The sequence below is a fragment of the Dyella sp. CR10 genome (assembly GCF_055814425.1).
In genome coordinates, this window is the sequence record NZ_CP185986.1 from 1,904,101 (window position 1) to 1,929,043 (window position 24,943).

A 24,943-nucleotide genomic window follows, 5' to 3' on the forward strand; every position below is an offset into this window, starting at 1 on the left:
AATTCGCCGTTGCGGCGCGGCAGTCTCAGGCGATCGCCGGCGACGATGCTCGCTCAATGAGAGGCGGCAGCCTTCTCGATCAGCCGCGCCACCACGTCCGGATGCGACAGCATCACGACATGCGAGGCGCCCTTGACCACCACCGTCTCCTTGGCTGCCGCGCGCTTGGCCATGAAGGCCATGGCCTGCGGCGGGATGTTCTTGTCCGCATCGCCGTAGACCCACCAGGACGGCAGGTTCTTCCACGCAGCGACGCCGGCCTTTTCATTGAGCGCCGCCTGCAGCAGCGGACGCTGCGTGATCGCCATCAGGGCGGCGTCGGCAGCGGGTACGTCGGCGGCGAACTGGGCGTGGAACTTGTCCTGCAGGATGTACAGATCCTTGCCGCCATCAGCGAGATCGGCTGGCGGCGCCAAGGCCTCGCCGAGCGTGCTGCCCGGGAACTTGCCGGTCAGCTCACCCAGCGTCTCGCCCGGCTCGGGCGCAAACGCGCTGACATAGACCAGTGCCTTCACGTTGGCGTGCCCATTGGCCGCTTCGGTGATGACGTCGCCGCCGTACGAATGCCCGACCAGCACCACCGGCTCCTTGAGATCGGCGACCAGGCTGCCGATGTACGCGCCGTCGCTCTTGGCGCCGCGCAGCGGGTTGGCCGCGGCGATCACGAAGTAGCCGTCCTTGCGCAGGATCCTGGCCACGCCATTCCAGCTGGAAGTGTCGGCGAACGCGCCGTGTACCAGCACGATGGCCGGCTTGTTCGAGGGCTTGGGCATCACGGGCGCGGCCGGCTGCGCGGACGTATTCATGGCCAGCATCGTGCCGATGCCGAGCGCGAGAGAGGCAAGAGCTTTTCTCATTTCAGATCTCCTTGGGTTGGGGCAGGGAAGCTTTTCGGGACGGACATCGCGCAAGCCGCGCGCGGCGTCACGTCGTGCGGCGGCTCATGTCATGGCTGCGCTGGCGTCGCGCGGACAGGCTGCCGCGCCGCCGTCAGCAGGGTCCCTGCAATCAAGAGCATGGCGGTGCGTTTCATGGCTGATCCTGCGTCGCTGTGAGTGGGGGCAATGCCGTGCGTGGACGGCGGTCGTCCGCTGGACACGCACATGCGATCACGATCGATCCTTGCGCCCGCCGGGTGCATCGGGATCGTTGAGGACGACGCTTTTCCGGCCGAACAAGCGGGCATCGACGGAATAGGCGCCCGGCCCGAGCAGGGCGAGCGCGATGGCGGCCGGAATGGCGACGCCCGCGCACGGCCACGCCGCACCATCGCCGTGGATCAATGCGTACGTACCGGCCATGGCGCAGCATGCCGCCAGCGCGGGCGTCGCCAGGCCGATGATCAGCAGGAAGCAGAACACCTCCAGAGACCAGGCCACCAGCGGGAACCGCGCGCGCGCCGACTGGGTGGCCAGGCAGAGCGCAAACGCCGCCGCGAGCCGCAGGCAGGCCAGGCCGACACCCGGCAGGCCGGCCGGAAACATCGAGAAAAGTCGCTGCATGCGCTCAGCGTAGGTGCCGCCTTCTGCGCGCGGCATCCCCATGCGGGGCGCGAAGCACTCACTCTTTAGGGGCATGACAGCTGGACGCCACCACAAAATCGTCCATGCCGGGAGTTGCAATTGGCCAGTCTTGGGCGAAGATCGCGCCCCGGGATGTGACTTGAGGGGAAGAGGGCAGTGGCACGCGGCGCAGAGAAGATTCGATGCCGGCATCGCCACCGTCTTGCCTGGCTGCGCGGCATGGTGGTGCTCGCGCTATGGGCGATGCTCGGCATCGCCGGCGTCACGCGCGCGGTCGACGCGAGCCGTCTGATGTCCCAGTACGGGCACACCGGCTGGCGATTGCAGGACGGCGACCTTCCCGCACCCGCCTTCCCGTTGGCGCAGACCTCCGATGGCTACCTTTGGATCGGCACGCAGGCCGGTGTGGTCCGCTACGACGGCGCGCGCTTCGTGCCGCTGGACAGCCTGACCGCAAGCCGGCTGAAGAGCGCCTTCGTCCTGGCGTTGTTCGGCGCGAAGGATGGCAGCCTGTGGATCGGCACGCGGGACGGCCTGAGTCGATGGAAGGACGGCAAGCTCACCGACTACGCCGGCATAAGCGGCGCAGTGGTTTCGTTCGCGCAGGACGACAACGACAAGGTCTGGCTGCTCACCCGCAACAAGGAAGCCAAGCCGCTATGCGAGATCACGGACACGGGCGTGATCTGCCACGGCAAACCGGACGGGCTCGACGCGGCAGGCATCTGCTGTGACCGCATGGTCACCGACGGCAAGGGCACGTTCTGGATGGGGTCCGACACCGCGCTGATCCAATGGCGCGAGCACACGGCATCCCGCTCATTTCCCGTCGAGGCCAAGATCAAGTCAGGGGCGCCGGGCATCCTGGTGCTTGCGCGCGAGCCTGCGGGCGAGATCTGGGTCGGCCTGCCCCTGGCGGGCCCGGGCCTGGGACTGCAACGCCTGGTCGCAGCGCAGTGGGAAGCGTTCCAGATGCCTGCGCTGGCGGGAAGCTCTCTCGCCGTGCAAGCCATCGCGAGGGACCGCGAGGGCGCGCTGTGGATAGGCACCATCGATCATGGCATCTACCGCTGGGCATCGGGCCGGGTGGATCACTTCGACACCAAGGATGGCCTCACCGGCGACAGCATCTATGCCTTCTTCGAAGACCGGGAAGGGAACATGTGGGTGAGCACGTCCGCCGGGCTCGACCGGTTCCGCGACTTCAAGGCGTGGAGCTACACCACGCGCGAAGGGCTGAGCGTGGATGAAGTCGACGCCGTGCTTGCCACGCACGACGGCAAGATCTGGGCGGGCACGGCCAGCAGCCTCGACGTGCTCGAACATGGGCAGTTCCACTCGCTGCGTGCGGGCAAGGAGCTGCCGGGCACGCAGGTGACGAGTCTGTTCGAAGACCGTGCGCAACGCGTCTGGGTCGGCGTCGACGAAGGCTTGTGGATTTATGCGGATGGGAAATTCACGGTCGTTCCCGACCGCGATGGAAAGCCGCTGAAAGGCATGATCTTCGCCTTGGCGCAAGATCGAGAAGGCGACATATGGGCCGTGGTGCGAGGGCAACCCTCGAGGGTCGTCCGCATTCGCCAGGACCGAACGGTCGAATCGATGGAGTCGCCCGCCTTTTCATCGGCGCGATCGTTGGCATCGGACGCCGGCGGCGGCATCTGGGTTGGCTTGAGGAGCGGCGACATCGTGCAGGCCGGTGCGCCGGCACGATCGATCTCCACCGGCGTGAATTCGCCCGTGCTCGATATCGCGGTGACCCGGGACGGGCTCGTGCTCGGCGCGACGGACAAGGGCCTGATCGCCTTCAAGGACGGCGCCCTGCGCGTCCTTTCCGCCAAGGACGGCCTGCCTTGCGACGCCATCCATGGACTGGCCGATGGCGAAGACGGTTCGTTCTGGCTGGCCACCTCCTGCGGCCTGGCCCAGATCGGGCTCGCGGACATCGAGGACGCGCTCCGCCAGCCGACGCATGCAGTGAGCGCGAAGGTGATCGACATACACGATGGCGTGCGCGGCGGATTCGCGCCGTTCCAGAAGAAACTAACGCGCGCTCCGGACGGCTCGCTCTGGCTTGCCAACGGTGTCGTCCTGCAGTCCTTCGATCCCCGCGCCGGCATGAAGGCGGGCGACGCGCTGCCCATCCACATCGAAAGCCTTACGGCGGATCGGCGCCGCTACCCGCTGGCCGACGGCCTGGCGTTGCCGGCGCTTACTCGCGACGTGCAGATCGATTACACGGCGATCGGGCTGGCCGTGCCGCAGCACCTCCGTTTCCGTTATCGCCTCGATGGGCGCGAGCAAGACTGGATCGAGGCAGGCCAGCGTCGTCAGGCCTTCTATACCGATCTGCCGCCGGGAACGTATCGCTTCCGCGTGGCGGCCAGCCTGGATGGGCGCCGCTGGGAAGAGGCGGCCCCCCTGGACTTCAGCGTCAAGCCGGCGTTCTACCAGACCGGCCTGTTCATGCTGCTGGCCGTCGCCTTGGCGGCCCTTGCGCTATGGATGCTGTTCGCCTGGCGCCTGGCGTACGCCAAGACGCAGATGCGGAGCCTGCTCGAAGAGCGGCACACCGAGCGAGAGCGCATCGCGCGCGAACTGCACGACACGTTCTTGCAGGCCGTGCACGGCCTGATGCTGCGGCTCCAGTCGGCGATGGAGCGCCTGCCGCCCACGGAGCCGGCGCGTGTACTGATGGAACGAGCGCTCGATCAGGCGGATGAAGTGATCATCGAAGGCCGCGACCGCGTGACGAAACTGCGAGCGCTCGCCCGCGACGTGTTCGACCTGGAGGACGCCATCCGCCAGACGGGCGAGGACCTGGCGCACGACACCGACACGGCGTTCCGACTGACGGTGGAGGGCACGCCTCGCTCGATCGACCCGGCGGCGGGCGAAGAAATACTGCGCTTGGCGCAGGAGGCCATCGCCAATGCGTTCACCCATGCGCGCGCCAGCCACATCGACATCAGCATGAGCTACGGCCGCAAGTACCTGACCCTCGGCGTGGTCGACGACGGGCAAGGCTTCGACGTGGACATGCTGGCGGCGCACCGTCCCGCCGGCCACTGGGGGCTGCAAGGCATGCACGAACGCGCGGCGAACCTTGGCGCGCGGCTCACGCTGTCCAGTCGCCCCGGCATGGGGACGGCGCTGGAGCTGCTGGTGCCGGCCGCCAGGGCGTTTCGCCATTCTTACGGGCCATGGCGCCGATGGCGCGGGCTCTTGAGCATGATGTTCGCCGGCCGCAGAATGCGTCCGCTCGACCACGACGAAACGTGAAGTGCCGATGCCTTCAAGCGACGCCAGCGTGATTACCGTGCTCGTGGTCGACGACCATCCGCTGCTGCGCGACGGCGTGGCCTTCGGGCTGTCCGGCGAGACGGACATGCGCATCGTGGCGAATGCCCATGACGGCCGCTCGGCCATCGGGGCCTTTCGCGAGCATCGCCCCGACGTCACCCTGATGGACCTGCAGCTGCCCGACATGAGCGGCATCGATGCGATGTGCGCCATCCGTTCGGAGTTCCCGGCCGCATGCATCCTCGTCCTGACGACCTACCGGGGCGATGCGCAGGTAGCGAATGCACTCAAGCACGGCGCCAGCGGATTCCTGCTCAAGGCCTCCTTGCGCAAGGAGCTGCGCGATGCCATCCGGGCGGCAAAGGCCGGGCGGCGTGTCATGTCCCCCGACGCGGCGTCGGACCTTGCCCAGTACATGAGCGGCGACACGCTTTCCGAGCGCGAGCTTCAGGTGCTCAATCGTGTGGCCCGGGGCCTGGGAAACAAGCAGGTGGCCGCCGAACTCGGCATCAGCGAAGCCACCGTCAAGTCGCATATGAAGAGCATTCTCTCCAAGCTGGACGTCAACGACCGCACGCACGCCGTGGTGACGGCGGTGAAGCGCGGCATCATCCAGCTGTAGCGGCCGTGCCGGCCACGGCACTATCGGCAAACGGAAATGACGTCCCGAAAGGCGAAGCCCGGGCCTTGCCCGGGCTTCTTCGTAGCGGCCGAAGTCGTCAAGCCGGGGTCACTTCGGCGCGTGGCCAGGCACGCTGTCGGCATGCGCGAGATCCCGATCCATCGCCGCCCCATCGAAGGGGATCACGATGACCTTGCTGCCATGGCCGTTATTGCCAGTCTCGGCATCCTTGGGAACGTCGATCACCGCCAAGGTCATGGCCGTGACGTGACCGTTCTCGATCAGCACGCCGGGGCGCTCGAGCTTGTTCCAATGGTTCACCACGCCGTTGCTGTAACGGATGAAATCGGCGCCGGGCTCATAGGCCAGCCCCTGGAATCGCCAATCCGTGATGCCGTTGCGCGAGATGAGATGGAAGGCGCGGCGATCCCGCCAGTTGTTCACCAGCAGGTGATACCAGCCGCCGCTGAACCAGATGACCGGGTCTTCCAGGTCGCTCAGGTTGTCCTGCGGCAAGCCCGGCAAGTCGCGGTAGATGCTGTCGCCCTGGACTTCGTACGGGCCGAGGATGCCGTTCTTGCTGATCAGGATCTGCCCGGACCGCTGCACGATCTCGAAGCGCCCGTCAGGCCGCTCCATCAGGCTGACATTCGAACCATGCCAGGGCTTCGGGTTCTCGCCATGGAGCGGTTGCGTATCGGCAGGATGGCCGAGCGAATGAAATTTTCGCTGGTCCACCGCGATCTCGCCAAGATGCTTCCAGGGGCCATCGATCGATGGCGACACAAAGACGTCGCCATGGCGTGTCTCGCTCACCACGACGGCGTAGTCGCCGCTCTTCATTTTCAGCGCCGTGACATTGTGGCCTTTGCCGGCCTCGTCGTCCGGCCAGCACAAGCCCTGATCGCGGTAAGGCCCCAGTGCGCTGTCGCTGATGGCCGAGACGGCCTTCGATTCGCCCCAGCCGCCATGCCCCTTCGCCTGATCCCAGCGGCTGGCGAATAGCCGGTACTTCCCATCGGGGCCGCGGAGGATTTGCCCGTCCCAGTAATTCCATTGACGCATGGTCGTATCTTCAAGGCCATTGCGCGTGTCACGCGGACCGACTGTCGCCACGCCCCAGCCGTCTTTGGAAAGTTCGCCGGAGACGGGAATGGGGCGGAAATAGTCGATGAAAGGCTTGGGGCCGATGCCATCCGCGTGCGCGGCTTGAAAGAAGCCCGGTATCGAGAGGCAGGTACCCAGCACGAGAGGCATAAGCGCAGACCATATCGATTTCGGCCGGGCTGGGTTGCTTGCTCCGTGGCAGGTGCGACAGCTCTCGGTTGCGGTCATAAGCGACGTTGGTTCCTGATGCGGGAGGCTGGGCCTGGCTTCGTCACAGCAACGGCCTGGAACGGAATGTCTCAAGCGACTTGCAGGTGGCGACAGGGGTGGGTCGGCGAGCAGAGCGCGGCGCCGGCTACGTTGAGCCAGATGACGCCACGAGTCATTTGCGAAGTACGGCGAAGGCATTTACGAAATCCACCGCCGCATCGCAGCGTCGAGCCTCCCACGCCCTTGCCGGCCGGCGAATGGGGGCGGGAGATGCCCTCTCGCTCGCGATGTCGTCTCGGCTGACCTCAGGCTGCGGCCGCGATGTCGGTGATGAAGCCGCGATAGGAATGCAGCGGGCGACCCAGCATCCGGGTCAGTCGTTCGGCATCGCCCGCTTCCGGGATCATGCCGTCACTAACGTAACGCTCGGCCATCAGGCGCATCTCATAGGCCATCCACTTCGGCAGGAAGCTGGCGATGTTCTGCTCGAATCCCGTCGGATCGTCGCCGCCGTACACCACGGGGCGTCCCAGCACTTCCGACCAGATCGCCGCCACGTCCGCGCCCGTCAGCGTGTCGGGACCGACCAGGTTGATCGTTTCGAGCGGGAGCGTGGCGGGGGACTGATCGCGGCGGAGCAGTTCGATCGCGGCGACTTCGGCGATATCGCGCGCATCGACCATCGCGACGCCCTTGCCACCGATCGGCATCGGGTACACGCCTTGGTTGAGCACCACGTCCTTGATCATGTGCTCGTTATCGATGAAGTAGGTCGGACGCAGGATGGTGGCGCTGAAGCCCATGTGCTGGAGCATTCGCTCGGCACCGGCTTTCACCGCGAAGTGCGGCACATTGACGAAGCGATCAGCGTGAATCACCGACAGATAGACGACACGCTCGATGCCCGCTTCGCGAGCGAGATTGAGGGTAAGGATCGCCTGGGTGAATTCATCGCCGGTGACGGCATTGAGCAGGAACAGGGTACGGACGCCATCGAAGGCGGCGCGCATGGCGTCGATGTCGAGCAGGTCACCCTGAACCGCCTCCACGCCGGCGGGAAAGCGGGCTTTGGCGGGGTCGCGGCTCAGCACGCGCACTGCGGCGCCGCGCTGGACGAGCTGGTCGACGATATGGCGGCCGACGCGGCCGGTGGCACCAGTAACGAGAATAGTCATGGCAATACTCCGGGTTGGGTGAGAACACGCCGCTCATGCTATTGATCCAATTCTTCGTGGATAGCCATTAAGCTTGGACGCTTCGTCCCGCTGGCGAGACACCTATGGATCTTCTCGCGCTCGCTGACTTCAACCTGGTGGCCCGCCATGGCGGCTTCGGCAAGGCGGCCCGCGAAGCCGGCCGTCCGAAGGCGACCCTGTCGCGGCGCGTGGCCGAACTGGAGGCCAGCCTCGACCTGCGCCTGTTCGAGCGCGGCGCGCGATCCCTCAAGCTCACGGAAGAAGGGCGCGCCCTGTTCGAACGAAGCGGGCTGCTGCTGACCGAACTCGAAGAGACGGCAAGGGCGATCGCTTCCGGCGGCCGCACCGCCCGCGGTCGCTTGCGCATTAGCGCGCCACTGCTGTTCTCGCAGACCGCGATGGGAAAGCTCGCCGCGGGTTTCACGCTGCGCTACCCGGAAGTGCGGCTGGAGATCACGGCGGAGGACCGCGCCGTGGACATGATCGAAGAGGCCTGCGACCTGGTGATCCGGGTCAACCCGGAACCCGATGCGACCCTGGTCGGACGCATCTTTCTGCGCGACCGGCTGGTCGTGGTGGCGAGCCCGGACCTGCCGCTCCCCGACGGCTCCGAACCTGTTCCGGTCGTGACTCGCGGCCCCATCCGGGAAGCCGAGACCTGGACGATGAGGGCGCCTTCGGGAAAGTCGACCATGACAGCCAGACCCGTGCTCAGCCTGTCATCGCTGGTCATGGTCCGCGACGCGGTGCGCGGGGGCGCGGGTGCCGCGCGCCTCCCGCTGTCGCTGGTCAGCCCGGATCTCGCCACAGGAACACTGGTGCGCTGGGGCGACGCGGACGGGCCCGAGATCGCACTCTGGGCGCTCTATCCGACACGTCGCCTGCTGAGCGCCCGTGTCTCCGCATTTCTGGACTATCTCAGGGAGGCCTTTCCGCAAGGAACGCCCGACGAACTCGCCGCGTATGTCGGGCCTTGACGCCAGCGGCCGCTGAGAACGATCCCGCGATCGAGCAGCAACCAGCACGTGCTTGAATTTCATGCCGGCCGGCACCACAGCCCGGCCTCGAACCCTATGGATTGCCATTTTTCAGGAGAACCGACATGCCCCTTATTCCCGCGCTTTCGGTCGCCGAAGCCACCGCCAGGGATCGACTGATCGACTACGCCACATGGATGCCGCAGGCGCGCTGGGAACAGCTCGATCATGCGCTGGATGAGCTCCATGGCCAGGCCACCGACCTCAAGGGGCAGCAGGCGTATCTGACCGCTTTCAACGATTTCGGGTCGTACGGCGTGGCGCTGGGGCCGGCGGCGCTGGAGCAGTTGCAGGCTTGGCGCGCGGCGCGCCCCGGCAGTCCGTTCCCGCTGCTTCTGGAAGCCAGCTACTGGTCCGCGTGGTTCCAGACATATCGCAGCACATCGACCTCCGACAAGATCACCGGCGACATGTGGGCCTGCGCTCACACGGCGCAGGACGCGCTGTTGTGCGTTCTGCTCGAGGGCCTTTCCAGGGCGCGCGCCGAAACGCTGTGGCCGGCTTTCACCGGCGTGATCTACAGCGTGGCCGCCGTGGGCGAGCCGTCATGGTGGGATGCGTGGCTCACGGGCGGGCAGCGTCCGACCTCGCTTGCCGCGCACGACATCGGCGACCCGGACGAGACAGCCGCCATGCTGGCGCGCTCCGGCGGCCAGCACGTGCCCGGCGACCGGTTCTGCCGGCGCCTGCCCGCCGAGCTGCCGTCACTGCTGAAGAGCGAATGCCTCGCCTGGCGTCAGAGCCAGCAAGGCCCTTTGAGCCAATACTGGCTGCGCGTTGCGTTCATGCTGCACCCGCATGCGCTGGAGGTGGCCGTCGGTTATGTGCACCTGCGCATGCCGCGCTGGGGCGGCAGCATCGAGGAAATGCTGGCCTTTGCCGATTCGCCGCTGTGCGCGCATTTCGACGAGGCGGAGCGCGACGTTCTGCGTTTCTTTGCCTGGTTCGATGAGCTCGAGGTCGACGAATACCTTCTGCACGAGCACGCCGGGCTCGCCCAGAACCAGCTGCGGATCGGCAAGAAGCTGCTCGAACGCGCGCTTCCCGACAACTTGCGCGGCCGCGTGCACAAATACATGGCGCATCTGTGGGTGGTCATCGGCCGTGCCGACAAGGCTTGCCACCACTACGCCGCCTCCGCTCCCCACAACCGCTTCGAGGGAGGTCAGATCAACGAAGCGAACGAGGTCTGGGCGCAAAGCGACAGGGAAGGGGACTGGCTGGGCCGGATGGCGGCGTTCAATCGACTCGCCAATGCGCAGGGAGCGGCGCTGTACGGCTTCCTGTGCGCGCATGGCCTGGCCGGCGTGGAACGGCGCCCCGAGGTCGCCGAAGAGTGGTATCGGTACGCGAGCGGCCGCACCGGCGACGTTACGGATGTCGCTGCCTCGCCCTTCAATAGCCTGTCGCCTTTCATCGAGCTGTACGGCAAGGAGGCCATGGTGCCGATGTGGACCCTGGCGGCGCAGCTCGGAGATGCGTCGAGCCAGTTCAAGATCGGCAACTACTACGACAATCTCGGCGATCGGCAGACCGCATTGCGTTACTTCCGCATGGCCGCGGACAACCGGCACGAAAGCGCCGCGATGAATGTGGCGGCGCTGCTGATTCGGCCCATCATCAACGATGACTGGGAAGGCGCCGAAGCGGACGAAGCCGCGCGGGAGGCGGTGGTGTTCGCCCATCGCTCGTTGCAGCTGGCGGAGCAAGAGGCCAAGACACAGTTCGATGGCGCATCCGGCGAGTATTCCCGGGAATTCCTTGGCACCATCCGGCATTTCTGCTGCGCGTTCCTGACGCACGGCGCGCTTCCGATACATGTCCGGCGCGAGATGCTGCCGACCGTCACCAGCCTGGGGCAGGGCGGCTATTTCAAGGCCATGAGGGCGTTGGCCCAATGGCATGGCGATCGGGAATCCGGGCACTTCGATTTCCGCGAGGCCGTTCGCTGGATCGAGGCGGCGCGGCGCATCGATCCGGAGGACGAGCAGGTGGCCGAGCTATTGCAGGACATCCAGGGGACCGGCCTTTTCGCGCGGATGCGTTACGGCCGCATGCGCGACGCGGTGAAGCGCGAGGGTCTGCCGGGGGAATGACCGGCGAGCCACCGCCCGCCGGTCCGGCGCAAGGCAGGGCGGCCAGCGCCATGCGCAGGCCCTCCGCGCTTTGCTAAATCTCACAGGAGGCATAGCGAATTTGCCCAGCCGGCCGCGCAGGGCGGCGGGTCCGCCGAGCTTGTGTGTTAGAAACCGCAGCATTCGACCGCGCGCCACGCGCTGCGGATGTCCATTCCATGCTGCGGGACTATCGTGCGGACCTGTCACCTTGCCTTGCTCGGCCTGTCCTTCTTTCTTGCCTCGGCGTCCAGCCCGGCGCGCGCGGCACCCATCGCCACGCTCGATCGGCGTGGCGCCTGGGTCAGCGTCGAGGCCTACGGCCCCAACGTCGTTCACATCACCATTGCCGCCGACAAGGCGCAGGCGCTGAAAGCGCCCGGCTACGGCATTCTCGCCGATCACGCGGATGCTTCGGGATTCCATCAAACCCATGATCAGAACGGCGACACGTTCGCCTCCTCCGCGCTGACCCTGCATGTCGACGCCGCGCCGCCGCCGCACACGCCGGGCACCATGGAGCGTTACTTCGCGCCCGACCTGGCGCCGGTCCGCCTGCAGGTGAAGAACGCCAAGGGCGCCACTGTCGTCACCATGATCGGTTGGGAAATGGCACCGCACGAAGTGGCGGGCGAGGCGACCTATCAGGTGGGCGCGACGTTCGCGGCACCGGCGGACGAACACTATTACGGCATGGGCCAGAACCAGGAAAGTCTTGGCCCGCTCGATCTGCGCGGCCGTGTCATCGATTGCAAGCACTGGTATGACGCGCCCACGGGCGAAACCGTCTGCGTGCCTTTCATGGTGTCATCGAAGGGTTACGGCATCATCTGGGACAACCCCTCGGATACGCGCTTTGTCGCCGGCATCCGCGGCCGCACCAGTTTCCAGTCGAACGTGGGCGAGCGCGTCAGCTTCTTCGTCGTCACGGGCGACACGCCCGAGGACATCTACTCCGCCTACGCGCGGGTCACGGGCAAGACGCCGATGCCGCCGAAGGCAGCCTTTGGCCTGATCCAGTCCAAGGCGCGCTACGCCAGCCAGGCCGAGATACTTCGCGTGGCGCAGACCTACCGCGAAAAGAACTATCCGCTCGACGTGATGGTGCTCGACTGGTTCTACTGGACGCGCATGGGCCAGCTGGACATCAATCCGGCGGAGTTCCCCGATCCCGATGCCATGAACAAGCAGCTTCATGAGGCGGGAATGAGGTCGATCGTCTCGATCTGGCCGCGCTTCGAGCGCTCCGGGCGCTACTTCGGCGAACTCGAAGCCAAGGGCTACTTCCTGAAGGACAAGCAGGGCAAGACGGTCGACGGCCTGGCGTTCCGCTCGGATCGCGCCGGCGCGCTGATCGACTCCACCAATCCGGCGGCACGCCAGTGGTTCTGGGAGCACGCGCGCGACAACATCCTCTCGCATGGCTTCGACTATCCGTGGCTCGACGAGACCGAACCGGATCTCGTGCCGGATGGTTACTTCTTCTCGATCGGTTCGGGCGACCGCTACCACAATGTGTTCCCGCTGGTGCACGTCGAGGGCGTGGCACAGGGCATGCGCGCCTGGAAGCCGGACGAGCGCGTGCTGATTCTTTCCCGTGCCGCTTATCTGGGCTCGCAGCGCACCGGTGCACTGTTCTGGTCGTCGGATATCGATCCGACCTGGGAGGCGCTGCAGCGCCAGATTCCCGCCGGCCTCAACATGACCGCCTCCGGCATTGCCTATTGGGGTAACGATATTGGCGGCTGGCAGTCCCTGCCGCAGACCACCAGCGCGACCAGGGCGCCGTTGCTCGACCCCTCCGATGCGCGCGACACGGTCGGTCAGAACAACGACTATCCGGAGCTATTCACGCGCTGGTTCGAGTACGGCACCTTCCTGCCGACCCTGCGTCTTCACGGTGACCGCAAGCACGCGGAGATCTGGGCATTCGGCCGCCAGGCCGAGGCGATCCTGGCGAAGTACGACAAACTTCGTTATCGCCTGATTCCCTATATCTACAGCCTGGCCAGGAAAACCCACGACACCGGCGCGCCCTTCATGCGCCCGCTGTGGATGGATTTCCCGGGCGATGCCCAGGTCTCCAACCTGGGTACGGAATATATGTTCGGGCCCGCCTTCCTGGTGGCGCCGGTCACCGAGCAGGGTCAGACGGAGAAAGATGTCTACCTGCCCGCTGGCAGCGACTGGTACAACTTCTGGACCAACGAAAAATTGAGCGGCGGGCAGTGGATCAAGGTCGCCGCGCCGATCGACCAGATCCCGGTATTCGTCCGCGCCGGCTCCATCGTGCCGATGGGTTCGGACATTCCGTCAACCGCCACGAAACAGCCGATCGCCGAGATCCGTGTCTATCCAGGCAAGGATGCCGACTTCGCGCTCTACGACGACGATGGCACTACGTACGGCTACGAGAAGGGCAAGAGCACCACGACCCAGCTGCACTGGCATCAGGCATCGGGTGCCTTGCGCGCCACCGGTGGCGATGCCGCGTTCAACAAGGCGGTGACGGCGCTGACCAAGGTCGTGGGCAAGTAGGGCCTGACGGTAGATGAGGCGAGAGCAAGGCCTCCGGGACACGGCCTTGCCGCGCGAACTACGCACGCCCTGCCAAGCCGCCGCGCATGAAGTCGGTCGAATAGGGAGGTTCGCGATCAGCGCTGCATTGTCAGGCCAGCACCATCGAGATGGAGATCCTGAGAGGAGCAGCCATCGCGGCCGGCATCTTTCGCCCTGTAGAGCGCCGAATCCGCGGCAGCGAACAAGCTGGTCGGATGCCTCTCTGCAACGCATGCGCAGGTTCCGATGCCTACGCTGATGGTGGCGCGGCCGGAGTTTGTCGCAGGATGCGCGATGGCAAGCTTCCGGACCGACTCGCACAATCGTTCCGCGACGATTTGCGCGGCCTCGGCATCCGTGTCCGGAAGAATGGCGGCGAACTCGTCGCCGCCATAGCGTCCCAGCACGTCAGTGCTGCGTGGGAGTGCGGCGCGTAATGCGCCGGCTATTCGTGCCAGGCAGTCATCGCCGGCCTGATGCCCCGCGATGTCGTTGAGCTGCTTGAAGAAGTCGATATCGATCAGCAGCAGCGACAGCGGCAGACCCTGGCGAGCGCTGTGCTGCCACTGCTGTTCCAGCGCAAGATCGAAGGCACGCCTGTTCGGCACGTGGGTCAGCGCGTCGGTGTAGGACAGCTCCTTCAGCTGTTCCTGGGCGCGTTCGAGCCCGGCCTGCGCTTGCTCGAAGTTGCGCAGATAGATGACGGACCGGATGGTGAACGTGGCGAAGGCGACGACAATGGCGATCATGCCCAACACATGCTCGCGGGGCTGCACCGCAAGACCGAGTGACAGCAGCACCAATGACGACACGACCGGACTTCCGATGTTGATGATGTCCGCGAACAGGTCGTTGCTTCGCGCCGTTCGCGCCTCCGGCTCCTCGGCAGGTAGCCGGTATAGCAGCCACACCTGCAGCAGGAATTGGGGATAGCAGAGCAGAGCATTCGTCCAGACCTGGTCGGGATAGTGAAGGGTGACCTCGTTGTTGACGGTCATCGCCACGGTCGTCATGGCCAGGATGATGGCGAAGAGCCGGTAGAAGCGCCGCTCATCCAGGTTGACCGCGGCGTGGTAATGCAGCAGCAGGCACAGCGCGATGCTGGCACCGGTCGCTCCAAGCAGGCGGACGACGAAGGTGGGGCTGGCGGCGTCATCCGGAATGGGGGCAAACGGCACGGCGCGGAGGATCAGGGCATAGAGCGCGCAGGTAATGAGAAGCGCCTGGATGGCGTCCATCCACAAAAAGCTGCGGAAATAGCGCCGCCCGGCCGGAAGCGACACGAGGAGAAAAAGCGGAATGAGTGCGGCGAGCGCGACCAGATACCACGCGGTGGTCACGTAAAGCGGCGGGATATGGCGAAGGAGAAAAACGGAGGCGCTTTGCAGCAAGTCGGCAAGGATATTCATCGCGGCAAAGGCGCCGGCCAATGCCCAGTGCGCTCTCAAATGAACCGAGCGCCGCAGCCTCGCCATGACAAATGGAAACCAGAGAAACTGGTCGATGACGGACGATGCCGCCCAGAAAGTGACCGCAAGAGGGGCGTTGTTCTTCGCGAGAAAAAGAAGCGCTGCCTGTATGCAGGCAAGAATGACCAGCCCGGATATCACAGTCGCGGGCGGAATCCCGAACGGATGGTCCTGGTCTTGCGACATGTCTCCCTGCCTTGGCGCCCCCTCTGCGATCCATATCCCGGGCCGCACTGTTTCATCATAGGAGCCGTGGCGGAAGCCGTAAACGATCGCGTGGAGCGCCTCTCTCGCCCCAAGCGGCCCGCGCCGGATTCTGACAGGCCCTGTTCCATGGCGAACAGGGCGACGCTTGGCCCATGTCATGCAACCGGGAGCGCTGGGCGAGCGCATTGCCTCACTGGCGATCCGGGCCCGGCCTTTCGCGCCGCAACCGGTCGGATCGATCAGGCGCACCACGCCCGGCTGATCGGTGCCGATAGCGTTGGATCTCCTGGAAGGGCGGCTTCAGACAATGGACCGCACCACGCCCCCATCCACGCGAACGGCCGCGCCAGTGGTGGCCGAGGCCTGATCCGAGGCCAGGTAGACACTCAGGTTGGCGACTTCGTCCACCGTTGCGAGGCGCTGAATCAAGGAGCTGGGGCGATGGGTGGCAATGAAGTCACGCTCGACCTCCGCTTGCGAAATGCCTTTCTCGGCGGCGATTTTCGCGAAGAAATCGCCGACGCCCTCGGATCGCGTAGGGCCCGGCAAGATGGCGTTGACGGTGACGCCGGTCCCGGCAAGCGACTCGGCGAGGCCACGGGACACGGCGAGCTGCGCGGTCTTGCTCGTGCCGTAATGAACCATTTCCGCGGGAATCTGCACGCCCGATTCGCTCGAGAGGAATTGAATGCGACCCCAGCCACGCTTGGCCATGCCTGGCGCGTAATGCCGGGCAAGGCGAATGCCGCTCAGCACGTTCACCTCAAAGAATCGAAGCCAATCCTCATCGGGAATATCGAAGAAGGCTTTCGGCTCGAAAATGCCGAGATTGTTGATCAGGATGTCCGCTTCCGGGACGGCGTCGATCAGTTCCCGTGCGCCCTTGGCCGTCCCCAGGTCGCCCGCGATACCCGACAACCTGGCGCCGGGGATGTCCTTGGCAATGGTGGCGATCGCATCGTCCACCCGCTGCCGAGTGCGCCCCGTGACGATCACGCGAGCACCGGCCGCGACGAGGCCTTTCGCGATGGAGAGTCCGATACCGGCGGTCGACCCGGTGACGATGGCGGTCCTGTTGCTCAGGTCGATCTGCATGGCGATTCACTCTTGAGGTGTTCAATTGGGTCATTCGAAGGCGCTCGGCATCGCGAGCGCCTTCGCGCTGTCTGTAGATCAATGTTTGGCGTCTGGCCCCGGTGTCGCGCCGGCGACGGGCTTCCCGTCTGCGAAGCTGCGTACCGCGGCGACCGTGACATCCGGCGCTTCTTCCATGAGCCAATGACCGGCGTCAGGCACGACGAGTTCGGTGACATGGGTCGCCGCATTGCGCATCACGGCCGCCTCGTTCGCGCCAAAAGACTTCGCTCCACCGATGGCCAGCACGGGCATCGTGAGCTTTTGGCTTAGCGCTGTCTTGTTGTCTTCCGCGTCCTGGCGTATCGAGCGGAACTGGGCAAATGCCGAATGCATGGCGCCGGGCCTGGCGTAGAGCTCGGCGTAATGCTGGCGGGTGCCTTCATCGATTTTCGCCGGATCGCCTGCAAAGTCGTTCCAGAACCTGTCCAGATAGATGCGCTCACGGCCAGCCACGAGACGCTCCATATCGGCCCCTCCAAGATCGAAGTGCCAGAGCAATGGCGAGCGCACGATCTGATCCCACGGCGGGACGCCGGGTACCGGAGCATCCATGACCACCAGCCGATCGGTTTTGTCGGGATAACGCCTGGCGTAGGCGTAAGCGACCATGGTGCCGATGTCATGGCCCACGACTACCGCATGATCGATGCCAAGCTGCGTGAGCACTCCTCGCACATCCGCGGCCTGGTTCCATTTCTCATAGCCGCCATCGGGGTGCGACGAGAGTCCTAGGCCACGAAGATCGGGCACGACGACCGTATGGTCGCGCGCGAGATTGGCGGCCAACGGCTGCCACATGTCGCCGGTGTCGCCAAAGCCGTGAAGAAGCACGACGGCCGGGCCCTTGCCGCCGACGCGGACATGGATCGTCGTGCCGTTTGCCTGCATTTCCTGCGTGCGAAACGTCGACGGGAAGGGCTTGACCGCCGCAACGACGGGAAGGCTCAGGGCCAATGCCAGGCATGCTGCGAGGAGGGAACGAGCCATGATTTTCGTTTCCGGAGCGTTGATGGGACGTGCTTCTCAGTGCGTCGCCGTCGGATCATCCGCGGGGTTTTCGTAGACCGTGTCCGTCGGCCCCATGCCCGTGATCAGCACGGTAACCGCCTCGTCACCGGTTTGCGCGAAGTGTGCGCCATTCGCCGGCTCGGTGTAGACCGACCCCGCGGGCAGGGTATTCAGTTTGCTGGCGTCGAACTTCGTTCCATAGCCGAAATGCCATGTGCCCGACAGCACGGTCCCGACACGGTCGCCCGCATGATGATGTGCGGGAATGGACGCATGCGGCGCCACGCGAAGCAGCTGACTGTAAGGCCCGGCTTTGGACGGATTGCCGAGGATGGTGACAACTTGCACCTTGGCGTTGCCGGAGCCACCCGCACCACCCGTGGGAGATATGGCAGCGAGCTGGCTCGGCGTCTTCGCATAATGGTCCGAGAACAGGGGCGCGCCGGTCTGCTGCGCATGTGCGGCCACGGCGAAGGCGGCCAGGAAGAGAACTAACGGCTTGCTCATGTCGACTCGATCTCCATTAGATGCCTGGCGTCGTGCATCGCGTACGAGGCGGTTCGCGGCTATAGAAGAGGCGTTCTTTTGTTGGCGCGTCCGAGTGGCATGGCATCCATGGCCGCGACCAGTCACCGCGACCCATGCATTTCTAGGGCTTGTCCGCCCGGGCTGCCACCCTCTTTCGGAGGAGGCGGCTCTCCTCCTTTTGCCGTGAAGAAGCCCTGGCCTGATCAATCGATCGCCAGGCTCTTCTGACGGGCACTCGGCGACTTGGCATCCAGCCCTGCGGTTGACGAGGGCTGGATGAGGTCACGAGGACGGGGCTGCGCGGCAGCATCCCGCCTGGTACGCCCGGAGCAATGCAGGAGTTGCGCGGCTCGCCGCTTGTAAATCGCCCATGCGCGGCATACAGTGAACCATATGGTTCACTATCAAGCCCGCCTCGACGCCACCTTCGCCGCGCTGGCCGATGTCACCCGGCGCGGCGTCCTGGAGCAGCTCGGGGCTTCAGACGCCTCCATTACCGATCTGGCTCAAAGATTTCACATGACCCTCACGGGCATGAAGAAGCACGTCAGCATTCTGGAGCAGGCTGGGCTCGTGGCCACGGAGAAAGTCGGGCGCGTACGGACGTGCAAGCTCGGGCAGCGCCGGCTGGAAGAAGAGGCCGCCTGGATCGAACAGCACCGCCAGCTCTGGAGCGCGCGTTTCGACGCGCTGGACCAGCTTGTCGAGCACTTGAAACGTAAGGAGAAGGCAGATGCCAAACGCAAAAGCAGGTAGTCCCGCCGCCACGAATCGCACCGTCGTGGAACGCAGGTCCGACCGCGAATTCGCTGTGACGCGCACGTTCGATGCCCCGGTGCACATCGTCTTCGAAGCGTGGAGCAAACCCGAACTGTTCAAGCTGTGGTGGGTGCCGGCGTCGGCAGGCCTGTCGCTGCTCTCGTGCGATATGGATGTCCGAACCGGGGGGACGTATCGCCTCGTGTTCCGCCATCCGGCCTCCGATCAACCGATCGCCTTCTTCGGTACGTACAAAGAAGTGGCGCCGCACAAGCGCATCGTATGGACGAATGAAGAGAGCGATCAGGGGGCCGTCACTAGCGTGACGTTCGAGGAACATGCAGGCAAGACGCTGGTCACTCTGCACGAGATCTACCCCACGAAAGAAGCGCTCGAGGAAGCCCTCGCCGGCTCGGCGGAAGGTCTGCCCGAACAGTTCGCGCAGCTGGATGCTTTGCTCGCCGGCAGATCGTGACTCACCACGATCGCCGACGCGGGGAAGGGCAGTAGATCACTGGGTCAACACCGCGCCAGCCGGCGCAATGCCACGCGAGGACGATATGCTAAGACGCGATTTCCTGAAGACCGCCATGGCAACCGCCGTGCTGACGGCGGCCTTCCCCGGTCAAGCCAAGGAGAAACCCGCTGTGTCGAATCAGCATTTCGCGGACGTCAACGGTCAGCACCTCTTTTACAGCGTGCATGGCACGGGCAAGCCGCTCATCCTTCTTCACGGCGGCATCAACCCGGATAGCTTCGGGAGCAACCTGCCCGAACTGGCCAGGCACCGGCAGGTGTTCGCCGTCCATCTCCAGGCTCACGGGCGCACGCCGGACACGGACAGGCCGCTGCGCAGCGAAACGATGAGCGACGATATCGCCGCTCTGATCGGTCATCTCAAGCTCGGCAAGGCCGACGTCATGGGCTATTCGCTGGGCTCCACCGTCGCGCTGCAGGCCGCCATCCGCCATCCGGGCGTGGTCGACCGGCTCGTGCTCGTGTCCGCGACGATGAAGCAGGACGGTTTTTATCCGGAGGTCGTCACGGCCTTCAAGCAGCTGGAAAGCAACGCTGTCACGCTCGGGCCCGGTGTCAAGGCGTCGCCGCTGGGGCAGGCCTATCCTGATGTCGACTGGACCAGGCTCTTCCAGAAAGTCGGCGACATGACCAAACGCCCCTACGACTGGAGCGGCGACGTCGCCAAGTTGCAGGCGCGCACGCTGCTGATCTTCGCCGACGCCGACGCCATGCGGCCCGAACACATGATCGAGTTCTGGAAGGCGCTCGGCGGCGGCCAGCGCGATGCCGGCCTCGATGGCTCTCTGCGGCCCGCGAACGAACTGGCCATCCTGCCGAACACTACGCACTACACGCTCCCCGTCGACCCCATGCTGCCGGAGATCGTCGAGCGCTTCCTCGGTGCTGCGTCGAAGGCAGCAGGCTAGAAGCCCCTGAAGCGCCCGTCGAACTGAGCAACATGCCACACCCATCGCCTTGATCCTCCGATCTCATTGCGGCCAGAATGCTGCGCATCGGACATCGATTGCCAACCCAGGGTTGCAGCACCCATGACGGATGAATCGAAGATCGCGAAAGAGACGCAGGACTTCTGCACCGGAGGGACCCCGGGGGGTACGGAAGCAAGCGGCGGGATGTCACGCCGCGACTTCCTTACAGGCACCGCCATCGCCGCCGCCGGATTGATGATCGTGCCCCGCCATGTTCTAGGCGGGCCCGGCTATACGTCACCCAGTGACCGATTGAACATTGCCGGCATCGGCGTCGGCGGCATGGGCATGCATAACCTGCGTGCCCTGGCCGGCGAGAACATCGTCGCCCTGTGCGATGTGGATTGGCACTATACCGACAAGTCCTTTCGCGGCATGGTCGACGGACTTGGGAAAGCTCAGGCACGCCTCGACAAGGCCCAATCCGCCAAAGAACGCCAGGAGTTGCAGGACGAGATTACGCGAGCCAGGCTACTTTCCGGCAAATTCAATTCGATCAAGCGCTACACCGACTACCGCCGAATGCTCGAGCAGCAGAAGGATATCGATGCGGTAGTCATTGCGACGCCGGACCATCTGCATGCCGTGATCGCCAGCGCGGCGATGAGCCATGGCAAGCACGTGTACCTGCAGAAGCCGCTCACGTGGTCGATCGACGAAGCCCGCCAGCTGGCCCGGAAAGCGAAAGACCACCCCAAGCTCGTCACGCAGATGGGAAATCAGGGGCATTCGAGCGACGATGCCCGGCTGATCAACGAGTACATCGCGGTCGGAGCGATCGGCACGGTTCGCGAGGTCCACGTCTGGACGAATCGCCCGCTTGCCTACTGGCCGCAGGGAATTCCACGCCCGCAGACCAGGCCGCGACCGGACGATACGAGCTGGAACGAGAACGCCGTGATGGATCGGCTCGCCAACGCCATGGTCGGCAACTATCCCAAGCCGGAAGGGTTGGCATGGGATCTCTTCCTTGGCCCCGGCCCCGTCATCGAGTACCACCCCCTGTATCACCCGTTCAATTGGCGCGGCTGGGTGGATTGGGGCGTAGGCGCCATCGGCGACATGGGCGCGCACCTGATCGACTCCCCGTTCTGGTCTTTGGACCTGGGTTTCCCGACGTCGGTGGAGACCGTCTCGACGCCGTTCAACGAGGCGTCGTATCCCATGGCGACGATGACGCATTACGACTTCCCGGCGCGCGGCAGCAGGCCGCCCGTGAAGCTCACCTGGTACGACGGCGCGCTGCTGCCGCCCGGCCTGAAAGCGGTGGACGCCGGGCAGATAAGCAAGGACGGCGGCGTGCTGTACGTTGGCGACAAGGGCGAGCTGATCCACGAGACCTATGGCGCGAACCCGCGCCTGCTGCCGCAGTCGCTGCATGATTCAGTGGGAACGCCTCCGCAGACGTTCGCGCGCATCAAGACCTCGCACGAGATGAACTGGGTGGATGCCTGCAAGGGGAGGGCGGAAGCGTCGTCGCCGTTCTCGTACGCCGCACAGCTCACGGAAGTCATGCTGCTGGGCATCGTGTCCCTTCGCGCGGGCGGCAGGATCGAATACGACGCAGCGAACATGCGCATCACCAACCTGCCGGGTGCCAATGCGTTTCTCAGTCGCGAGTATCGCGAAGGGTGGACCCTCTAGAATGACAGGGCAAACCCACCTGATGTGAACGACTTTCTTTCGAATGCGCGACATGAATTCACCGGCAGCAACCTTCGATCAAAAGCGGCGCCAACTCTGGCTTGACGAACACTATTTCCACTGGGCCGTCGCGATGCTCGAAGAGGAGATCGAGCTCTGGAGCCGCGAGCTTCCTGCCAATGGCACGGAGGCTGAGCGCAAGGCCAACGCCGCCATGTCGGTCGCCAGGGCTCGAATCTGGCTGTTGCTGCTGCGCTACACCGGCGGCGCGGCCATGGAATCCATGCGCGAGGAGCTGGGCCAGGTCGTGGCCGCCTATGAGACGTATGCACCTTTGCGCCGCCTCGCTTATGAAGACCCGGATTTTCCGCCGTTTCTTTTTGGCGAACTGGATGAGTACGAGGCGACCTTTCAAATCATCGGTCTCTGCTATTTGCTGCACCGGCGCGACTTGCTGCCACGGATTGCCGCGATGCAGGATCCGTACTATCGAGCGCAGGATACGCTTTACGAAGACTTGCTGGCTTACGACCTGGAAGGCCGGTATGACGTCGACAAATGGTTTCACGACAAGCCGTACCGGGACCTGATCAACAGCTTCTACCGGGACACCGACGAGGAAAGCATCCAGGACCTCGTTCGGTACCTCGATGGCTGGTATCCGGGAATGAGGCAGACGGTCTGGCATGGCGGCCATCTGAAGCAGGCCGAAAGGTTCATGACCTATCACGGCTATTGGGCTATCGGGGCGGCGGTGGCCACCTATCTGCTGGAGCTCGATGATTCGAGCTATCGCGATCATCCGATGTACCCCAAGGATCTGGTCGACTTCGCACGACGCTACAAGGTCGATCCATTGACGATCGACGCGCCGGAAACGCGGGAAAGGGTAGCCGGCGCCCCGTTGCAACAGAGCGCCTCACATCAAGCGGAGCGACCGGTTACGGCGCCCGCCAGTCCGGCGTACCAGGAAGGCGCAGCCGCAAAGGCCGCGAACTCCCCGTCATCCGCCAGCCTGAGTGCCTACGATGAACTCATTGGCGGCTACCGAACGCACGTCGACCAGGACGTCTTCATCGATCGCCAGGGGGATGGATACGGCTTGTGGATGTATGAAGAGGCGGACGATGTCTGGCAAGACCACGCCGAGACCTACATGCCGATGACGGCCGACGCCCTGCGGCGCTATTTCGTGCAAGCTGCCGATGCCGACCATGCCATCGGCGTGGGCAGCCAATCCGGCGAACATGGCGAAGTCTTCATTGCGATCATCCGCGGGCGCCCTGGATCGGCTCTGACTTGCGGAGGCGTGGTTCCCGAGAGCGGCGTGTTTGCCATGAATGGCGCGCTTTTCGTGCCTTTCAGCGTCGATCGCGCCGTCGGTGCTCACTACGTCATGTTTGGCGTCGACTAGCCGCGGAGCCCGCGAATCGCACCGGCGGAGCCCGCCCCGCTCAGGCGGCCGAACCTTCTGGCACCCGCCACCCGATTCACCCGTAAGGGTGTGTGGACCTGTCCGGAACGCTCTTACCATCGAGGGACACCCCTCGATGGCACGAGCAATGAGCGAACTCGAACAGCAACCCGCACACGGCATGCTGGACCGCGCTTTTCTGGACGCCCAGAAGGCGCGCCTGATCACGCTGCGCGACGAACTGACAGCGGCGGCGGATGCGGCCGGGCACGAAGAGCTATCGGTGCAGCTCGAGGCCGGTGATGAGGTGCGCGACGATGCCGACAGTGCCGAAGGCATGGCGATCCAGGAGAATGACGAAGCCTTGTTCCATCGCAATGTGGATCGGCTCGCGCAAGTCCTCAAAGCGCTCCAGCGCATGGAGCAGGGGAAATACGGTGTCTCCGAAAGAAGCGACGCCCCCATTCCCAAGGCCAGGCTGACCGCCGTGCCGGAGGCCACGCTGACCGTCGAAGAAGAGCTTGAAGGCTGAGCCATGAGGCACGAAGTCGCCATCAACACCGAGGTGGAGCCCAGTGGCGATGGCTGCGTTGAATGCCTGCAGACGGGTGGCTGGTGGCTGCATCTGCGGCGTTGCGCCCAATGCGGCCACATAGGTTGCTGCGACAACTCGCCGTCGCAGCATGCGACGAAGCACTTTCATGCCACGGGTCACCCGGTCATTCGCAGCTTTGAGCCCGGCGAAGACTGGTTCTACGACTATCGCGCGAACACCTTCTTCGACGGACCGGCTCTGCGGCCGCCACTGTCGCACCCTCTGAATCAGCCGGTTCCCGGGCCGCATGGGAAAGTCCCGGCGCAATGGCAAAGCCTGCTCAACGATTAAGTGGATGCATGCGCGAGCCGACATGTCACACCGCATGTGAAGGAGACCAAGATGAGCGTTCCGTTGCCCCTGATGACACCCGCCGACTGCGCGCTGCTGCTGGTCGATCAACAGGCCGGCCTGGCATTCGGCGTGGGCTCGAGCGATCGACAGACGCTGCGCGACAATGTCATCGCCGTCGCGCAAACGGCGAATGTGTTCAAGCTTCCCGTGGTGGCCAGTACCTCGGCCAGCAAGGTCTATAGCGGCCCCTTGATGCCGCAGGTCCAGGCAGCCATGCCCGACGTGCGGCCCATCGAGCGGCGCAACATGAATGTCTGGGAGGATGAAGCGGCGCGGTCCGCCATCATCGCGACCGGACGCAAGCGCCTGCTTATCGCAGGGCTGCTGACCGAGGCATGCGTGTCCTTTTGCGCTTTGTCCGCAAAAGCCGCGGGGTTCGACGTACTCGTCATTGCGGATGCGTGCGGCGGCCTGACCGATACCAGTCACCAGCTGGCGCTGCGCCGAATGGAGGCGGCGGGCGTGACGCTGACCTCCTGGATCCAGGTGCTGCTGGAACTGCAACGCGACTGGACCCGCCACGAAACCTACGACGGCGCACGCGCCATCGTGGAGGCGCATGGCGGCGGCTATGGCATCGGCCTTACGTATGCACGGGACATGATCCATCCGTTCTGAGCAACGCCAACGCGTGCCATGTCCATGCGAT

Annotated in this window: 21 protein-coding genes; 13 read left to right on the top strand and 8 right to left on the bottom strand. The window is 64.8% G+C overall.

All coding sequences use genetic code 11. The features are described from left to right. Positions 1 to 53: 53 nt before the first annotated feature. Entirely contained in the window at positions 54 to 857 is an 804-nt protein-coding gene (locus ACNR9O_RS08560) for an alpha/beta fold hydrolase (RefSeq protein WP_473681543.1), read from the bottom strand. 252 nt (positions 858 to 1,109) lie between these two features. Continuing rightward, positions 1,110 to 1,502, bottom strand: coding sequence for a hypothetical protein (locus ACNR9O_RS08565; RefSeq protein WP_473681541.1), 393 nt, complete (start codon positions 1,500 to 1,502; stop codon positions 1,110 to 1,112). A 177-nt stretch (positions 1,503 to 1,679) separates the two neighbouring features. On the opposite strand from ACNR9O_RS08565, the gene ACNR9O_RS08570 reads away from it, so the two are divergent. After that, positions 1,680 to 4,805, top strand: a complete 3,126-nt coding sequence (locus tag ACNR9O_RS08570) for a sensor histidine kinase (protein WP_473681539.1) — start codon at positions 1,680 to 1,682, stop codon at positions 4,803 to 4,805. A gap of 7 nt (positions 4,806 to 4,812) precedes the next feature. Further along, a complete protein-coding gene (locus tag ACNR9O_RS08575; RefSeq protein WP_473700723.1) occupies positions 4,813 to 5,448 on the top strand; it encodes a response regulator in 636 nt (211 codons plus the stop codon). 108 nt (positions 5,449 to 5,556) lie between these two features. Here the strand turns inward: ACNR9O_RS08575 and ACNR9O_RS08580 are convergent, their stop codons facing one another. Next, positions 5,557 to 6,705: a glycoside hydrolase family protein gene (locus ACNR9O_RS08580; protein WP_473681535.1), complete on the bottom strand. Its 1,149-nt coding sequence runs from the start codon at positions 6,703 to 6,705 to the stop codon at positions 5,557 to 5,559. A 365-nt stretch (positions 6,706 to 7,070) separates the two neighbouring features. Beyond that, entirely contained in the window at positions 7,071 to 7,940 is an 870-nt protein-coding gene (locus ACNR9O_RS08585; RefSeq protein WP_473681533.1) for an SDR family oxidoreductase, read from the bottom strand. Between the two features lie 104 nt (positions 7,941 to 8,044). Here ACNR9O_RS08585 and ACNR9O_RS08590 point away from each other — a divergent pair, with 104 nt between their 5' ends. From ACNR9O_RS08590 to ACNR9O_RS08600, 3 genes are all read left to right on the top strand, one after another. Beyond that, entirely contained in the window at positions 8,045 to 8,938 is an 894-nt protein-coding gene (locus ACNR9O_RS08590) for a LysR family transcriptional regulator (RefSeq protein WP_473681531.1), read from the top strand. Between the two features lie 125 nt (positions 8,939 to 9,063). Continuing rightward, on the top strand, positions 9,064 to 11,094 hold the full coding sequence (locus ACNR9O_RS08595) for a DUF4034 domain-containing protein (RefSeq protein WP_473681529.1): 2,031 nt from the start codon (positions 9,064 to 9,066) through the stop codon (positions 11,092 to 11,094). 213 nt (positions 11,095 to 11,307) lie between these two features. Continuing rightward, positions 11,308 to 13,650: a glycoside hydrolase family 31 protein gene (locus ACNR9O_RS08600; RefSeq protein ID WP_473681527.1), complete on the top strand. Its 2,343-nt coding sequence runs from the start codon at positions 11,308 to 11,310 to the stop codon at positions 13,648 to 13,650. Positions 13,651 to 13,766: 116 nt separating this feature from the next. Here ACNR9O_RS08600 and ACNR9O_RS08605 read toward each other — a convergent pair whose 3' ends face one another. The 4 genes from ACNR9O_RS08605 to ACNR9O_RS08620 form a co-directional block, all read right to left on the bottom strand. Then, entirely contained in the window at positions 13,767 to 15,326 is a 1,560-nt protein-coding gene (locus ACNR9O_RS08605) for a GGDEF domain-containing protein (RefSeq protein ID WP_473681525.1), read from the bottom strand. A gap of 321 nt (positions 15,327 to 15,647) precedes the next feature. Further along, positions 15,648 to 16,442 (bottom strand): SDR family NAD(P)-dependent oxidoreductase, encoded by a 795-nt coding sequence (locus tag ACNR9O_RS08610; RefSeq protein WP_473681523.1) that lies wholly within the window; start codon positions 16,440 to 16,442, stop codon positions 15,648 to 15,650. A gap of 78 nt (positions 16,443 to 16,520) precedes the next feature. Next, positions 16,521 to 17,471, bottom strand: a complete 951-nt coding sequence (locus ACNR9O_RS08615; protein ID WP_473681521.1) for an alpha/beta fold hydrolase — start codon at positions 17,469 to 17,471, stop codon at positions 16,521 to 16,523. Positions 17,472 to 17,507: 36 nt separating this feature from the next. Further along, a complete protein-coding gene (locus tag ACNR9O_RS08620) occupies positions 17,508 to 17,999 on the bottom strand; it encodes a cupin domain-containing protein (RefSeq protein WP_473681519.1) in 492 nt (163 codons plus the stop codon). A 414-nt stretch (positions 18,000 to 18,413) separates the two neighbouring features. On the opposite strand from ACNR9O_RS08620, the gene ACNR9O_RS08625 reads away from it, so the two are divergent. From ACNR9O_RS08625 to ACNR9O_RS08660, 8 genes are all read left to right on the top strand, one after another. Continuing rightward, complete coding sequence (locus ACNR9O_RS08625) at positions 18,414 to 18,776, top strand: ArsR/SmtB family transcription factor (RefSeq protein WP_473681517.1); 363 nt, start codon at positions 18,414 to 18,416, stop codon at positions 18,774 to 18,776. Next, a complete protein-coding gene (locus ACNR9O_RS08630) occupies positions 18,754 to 19,254 on the top strand; it encodes an SRPBCC family protein (protein WP_473681515.1) in 501 nt (166 codons plus the stop codon). The genes ACNR9O_RS08625 and ACNR9O_RS08630 overlap by 23 nt, the downstream gene beginning before the upstream one ends. 115 nt (positions 19,255 to 19,369) lie before the next feature. Next, on the top strand, positions 19,370 to 20,224 hold the full coding sequence (locus ACNR9O_RS08635; RefSeq protein WP_473681513.1) for an alpha/beta fold hydrolase: 855 nt from the start codon (positions 19,370 to 19,372) through the stop codon (positions 20,222 to 20,224). A 123-nt stretch (positions 20,225 to 20,347) separates the two neighbouring features. Further along, complete coding sequence (locus ACNR9O_RS08640) at positions 20,348 to 21,931, top strand: Gfo/Idh/MocA family protein (protein WP_473681511.1); 1,584 nt, start codon at positions 20,348 to 20,350, stop codon at positions 21,929 to 21,931. Positions 21,932 to 21,974: 43 nt separating this feature from the next. Continuing rightward, positions 21,975 to 23,345 carry a PoNe immunity protein domain-containing protein gene (locus ACNR9O_RS08645; protein ID WP_473681509.1) on the top strand — a complete coding sequence of 457 codons (1,371 nt, stop codon included), beginning with the start codon at positions 21,975 to 21,977 and terminating at the stop codon, positions 23,343 to 23,345. 148 nt (positions 23,346 to 23,493) lie between these two features. Beyond that, positions 23,494 to 23,877: a TraR/DksA family transcriptional regulator gene (locus ACNR9O_RS08650; protein WP_473681507.1), complete on the top strand. Its 384-nt coding sequence runs from the start codon at positions 23,494 to 23,496 to the stop codon at positions 23,875 to 23,877. A 3-nt stretch (positions 23,878 to 23,880) separates the two neighbouring features. Continuing rightward, positions 23,881 to 24,231, top strand: coding sequence for a UBP-type zinc finger domain-containing protein (locus ACNR9O_RS08655; RefSeq protein ID WP_473681505.1), 351 nt, complete (start codon positions 23,881 to 23,883; stop codon positions 24,229 to 24,231). Next, positions 24,232 to 24,912: a hydrolase gene (locus ACNR9O_RS08660; RefSeq protein WP_473681503.1), complete on the top strand. Its 681-nt coding sequence runs from the start codon at positions 24,232 to 24,234 to the stop codon at positions 24,910 to 24,912. It abuts the gene before it with no gap. Positions 24,913 to 24,943: the final 31 nt, after the last annotated feature.

Excerpts from the sequence above, each read along its gene's own strand:
- ACNR9O_RS08580 (WP_473681535.1), bottom strand. The coding sequence starts at position 6,705 with ATGCCTCTCGTGCTGGGTACCTGCCTCTCGATACCGGGCTTCTTTCAA.
- ACNR9O_RS08585 (WP_473681533.1), bottom strand. The coding sequence starts at position 7,940 with ATGACTATTCTCGTTACTGGTGCCACCGGCCGCGTCGGCCGCCATATC.
- ACNR9O_RS08655 (WP_473681505.1), top strand. The coding sequence starts at position 23,881 with ATGAGGCACGAAGTCGCCATCAACACCGAGGTGGAGCCCAGTGGCGAT.
- ACNR9O_RS08645 (WP_473681509.1), top strand. The coding sequence starts at position 21,975 with ATGCGCGACATGAATTCACCGGCAGCAACCTTCGATCAAAAGCGGCGC.
- ACNR9O_RS08565 (WP_473681541.1), bottom strand. The coding sequence starts at position 1,502 with ATGCAGCGACTTTTCTCGATGTTTCCGGCCGGCCTGCCGGGTGTCGGC.
- ACNR9O_RS08605 (WP_473681525.1), bottom strand. The coding sequence starts at position 15,326 with ATGTCGCAAGACCAGGACCATCCGTTCGGGATTCCGCCCGCGACTGTG.
- ACNR9O_RS08630 (WP_473681515.1), top strand. The coding sequence starts at position 18,754 with ATGCCAAACGCAAAAGCAGGTAGTCCCGCCGCCACGAATCGCACCGTC.
- ACNR9O_RS08610 (WP_473681523.1), bottom strand. The coding sequence starts at position 16,442 with ATGCAGATCGACCTGAGCAACAGGACCGCCATCGTCACCGGGTCGACC.
- ACNR9O_RS08650 (WP_473681507.1), top strand. The coding sequence starts at position 23,494 with ATGAGCGAACTCGAACAGCAACCCGCACACGGCATGCTGGACCGCGCT.
- ACNR9O_RS08595 (WP_473681529.1), top strand. The coding sequence starts at position 9,064 with ATGCCCCTTATTCCCGCGCTTTCGGTCGCCGAAGCCACCGCCAGGGAT.
- ACNR9O_RS08625 (WP_473681517.1), top strand. The coding sequence starts at position 18,414 with ATGGTTCACTATCAAGCCCGCCTCGACGCCACCTTCGCCGCGCTGGCC.
- ACNR9O_RS08640 (WP_473681511.1), top strand. The coding sequence starts at position 20,348 with ATGACGGATGAATCGAAGATCGCGAAAGAGACGCAGGACTTCTGCACC.
- ACNR9O_RS08635 (WP_473681513.1), top strand. The coding sequence starts at position 19,370 with ATGGCAACCGCCGTGCTGACGGCGGCCTTCCCCGGTCAAGCCAAGGAG.
- ACNR9O_RS08620 (WP_473681519.1), bottom strand. The coding sequence starts at position 17,999 with ATGAGCAAGCCGTTAGTTCTCTTCCTGGCCGCCTTCGCCGTGGCCGCA.
- ACNR9O_RS08615 (WP_473681521.1), bottom strand. The coding sequence starts at position 17,471 with ATGGCTCGTTCCCTCCTCGCAGCATGCCTGGCATTGGCCCTGAGCCTT.
- ACNR9O_RS08590 (WP_473681531.1), top strand. The coding sequence starts at position 8,045 with ATGGATCTTCTCGCGCTCGCTGACTTCAACCTGGTGGCCCGCCATGGC.
- ACNR9O_RS08560 (WP_473681543.1), bottom strand. The coding sequence starts at position 857 with ATGAGAAAAGCTCTTGCCTCTCTCGCGCTCGGCATCGGCACGATGCTG.
- ACNR9O_RS08575 (WP_473700723.1), top strand. The coding sequence starts at position 4,813 with ATGCCTTCAAGCGACGCCAGCGTGATTACCGTGCTCGTGGTCGACGAC.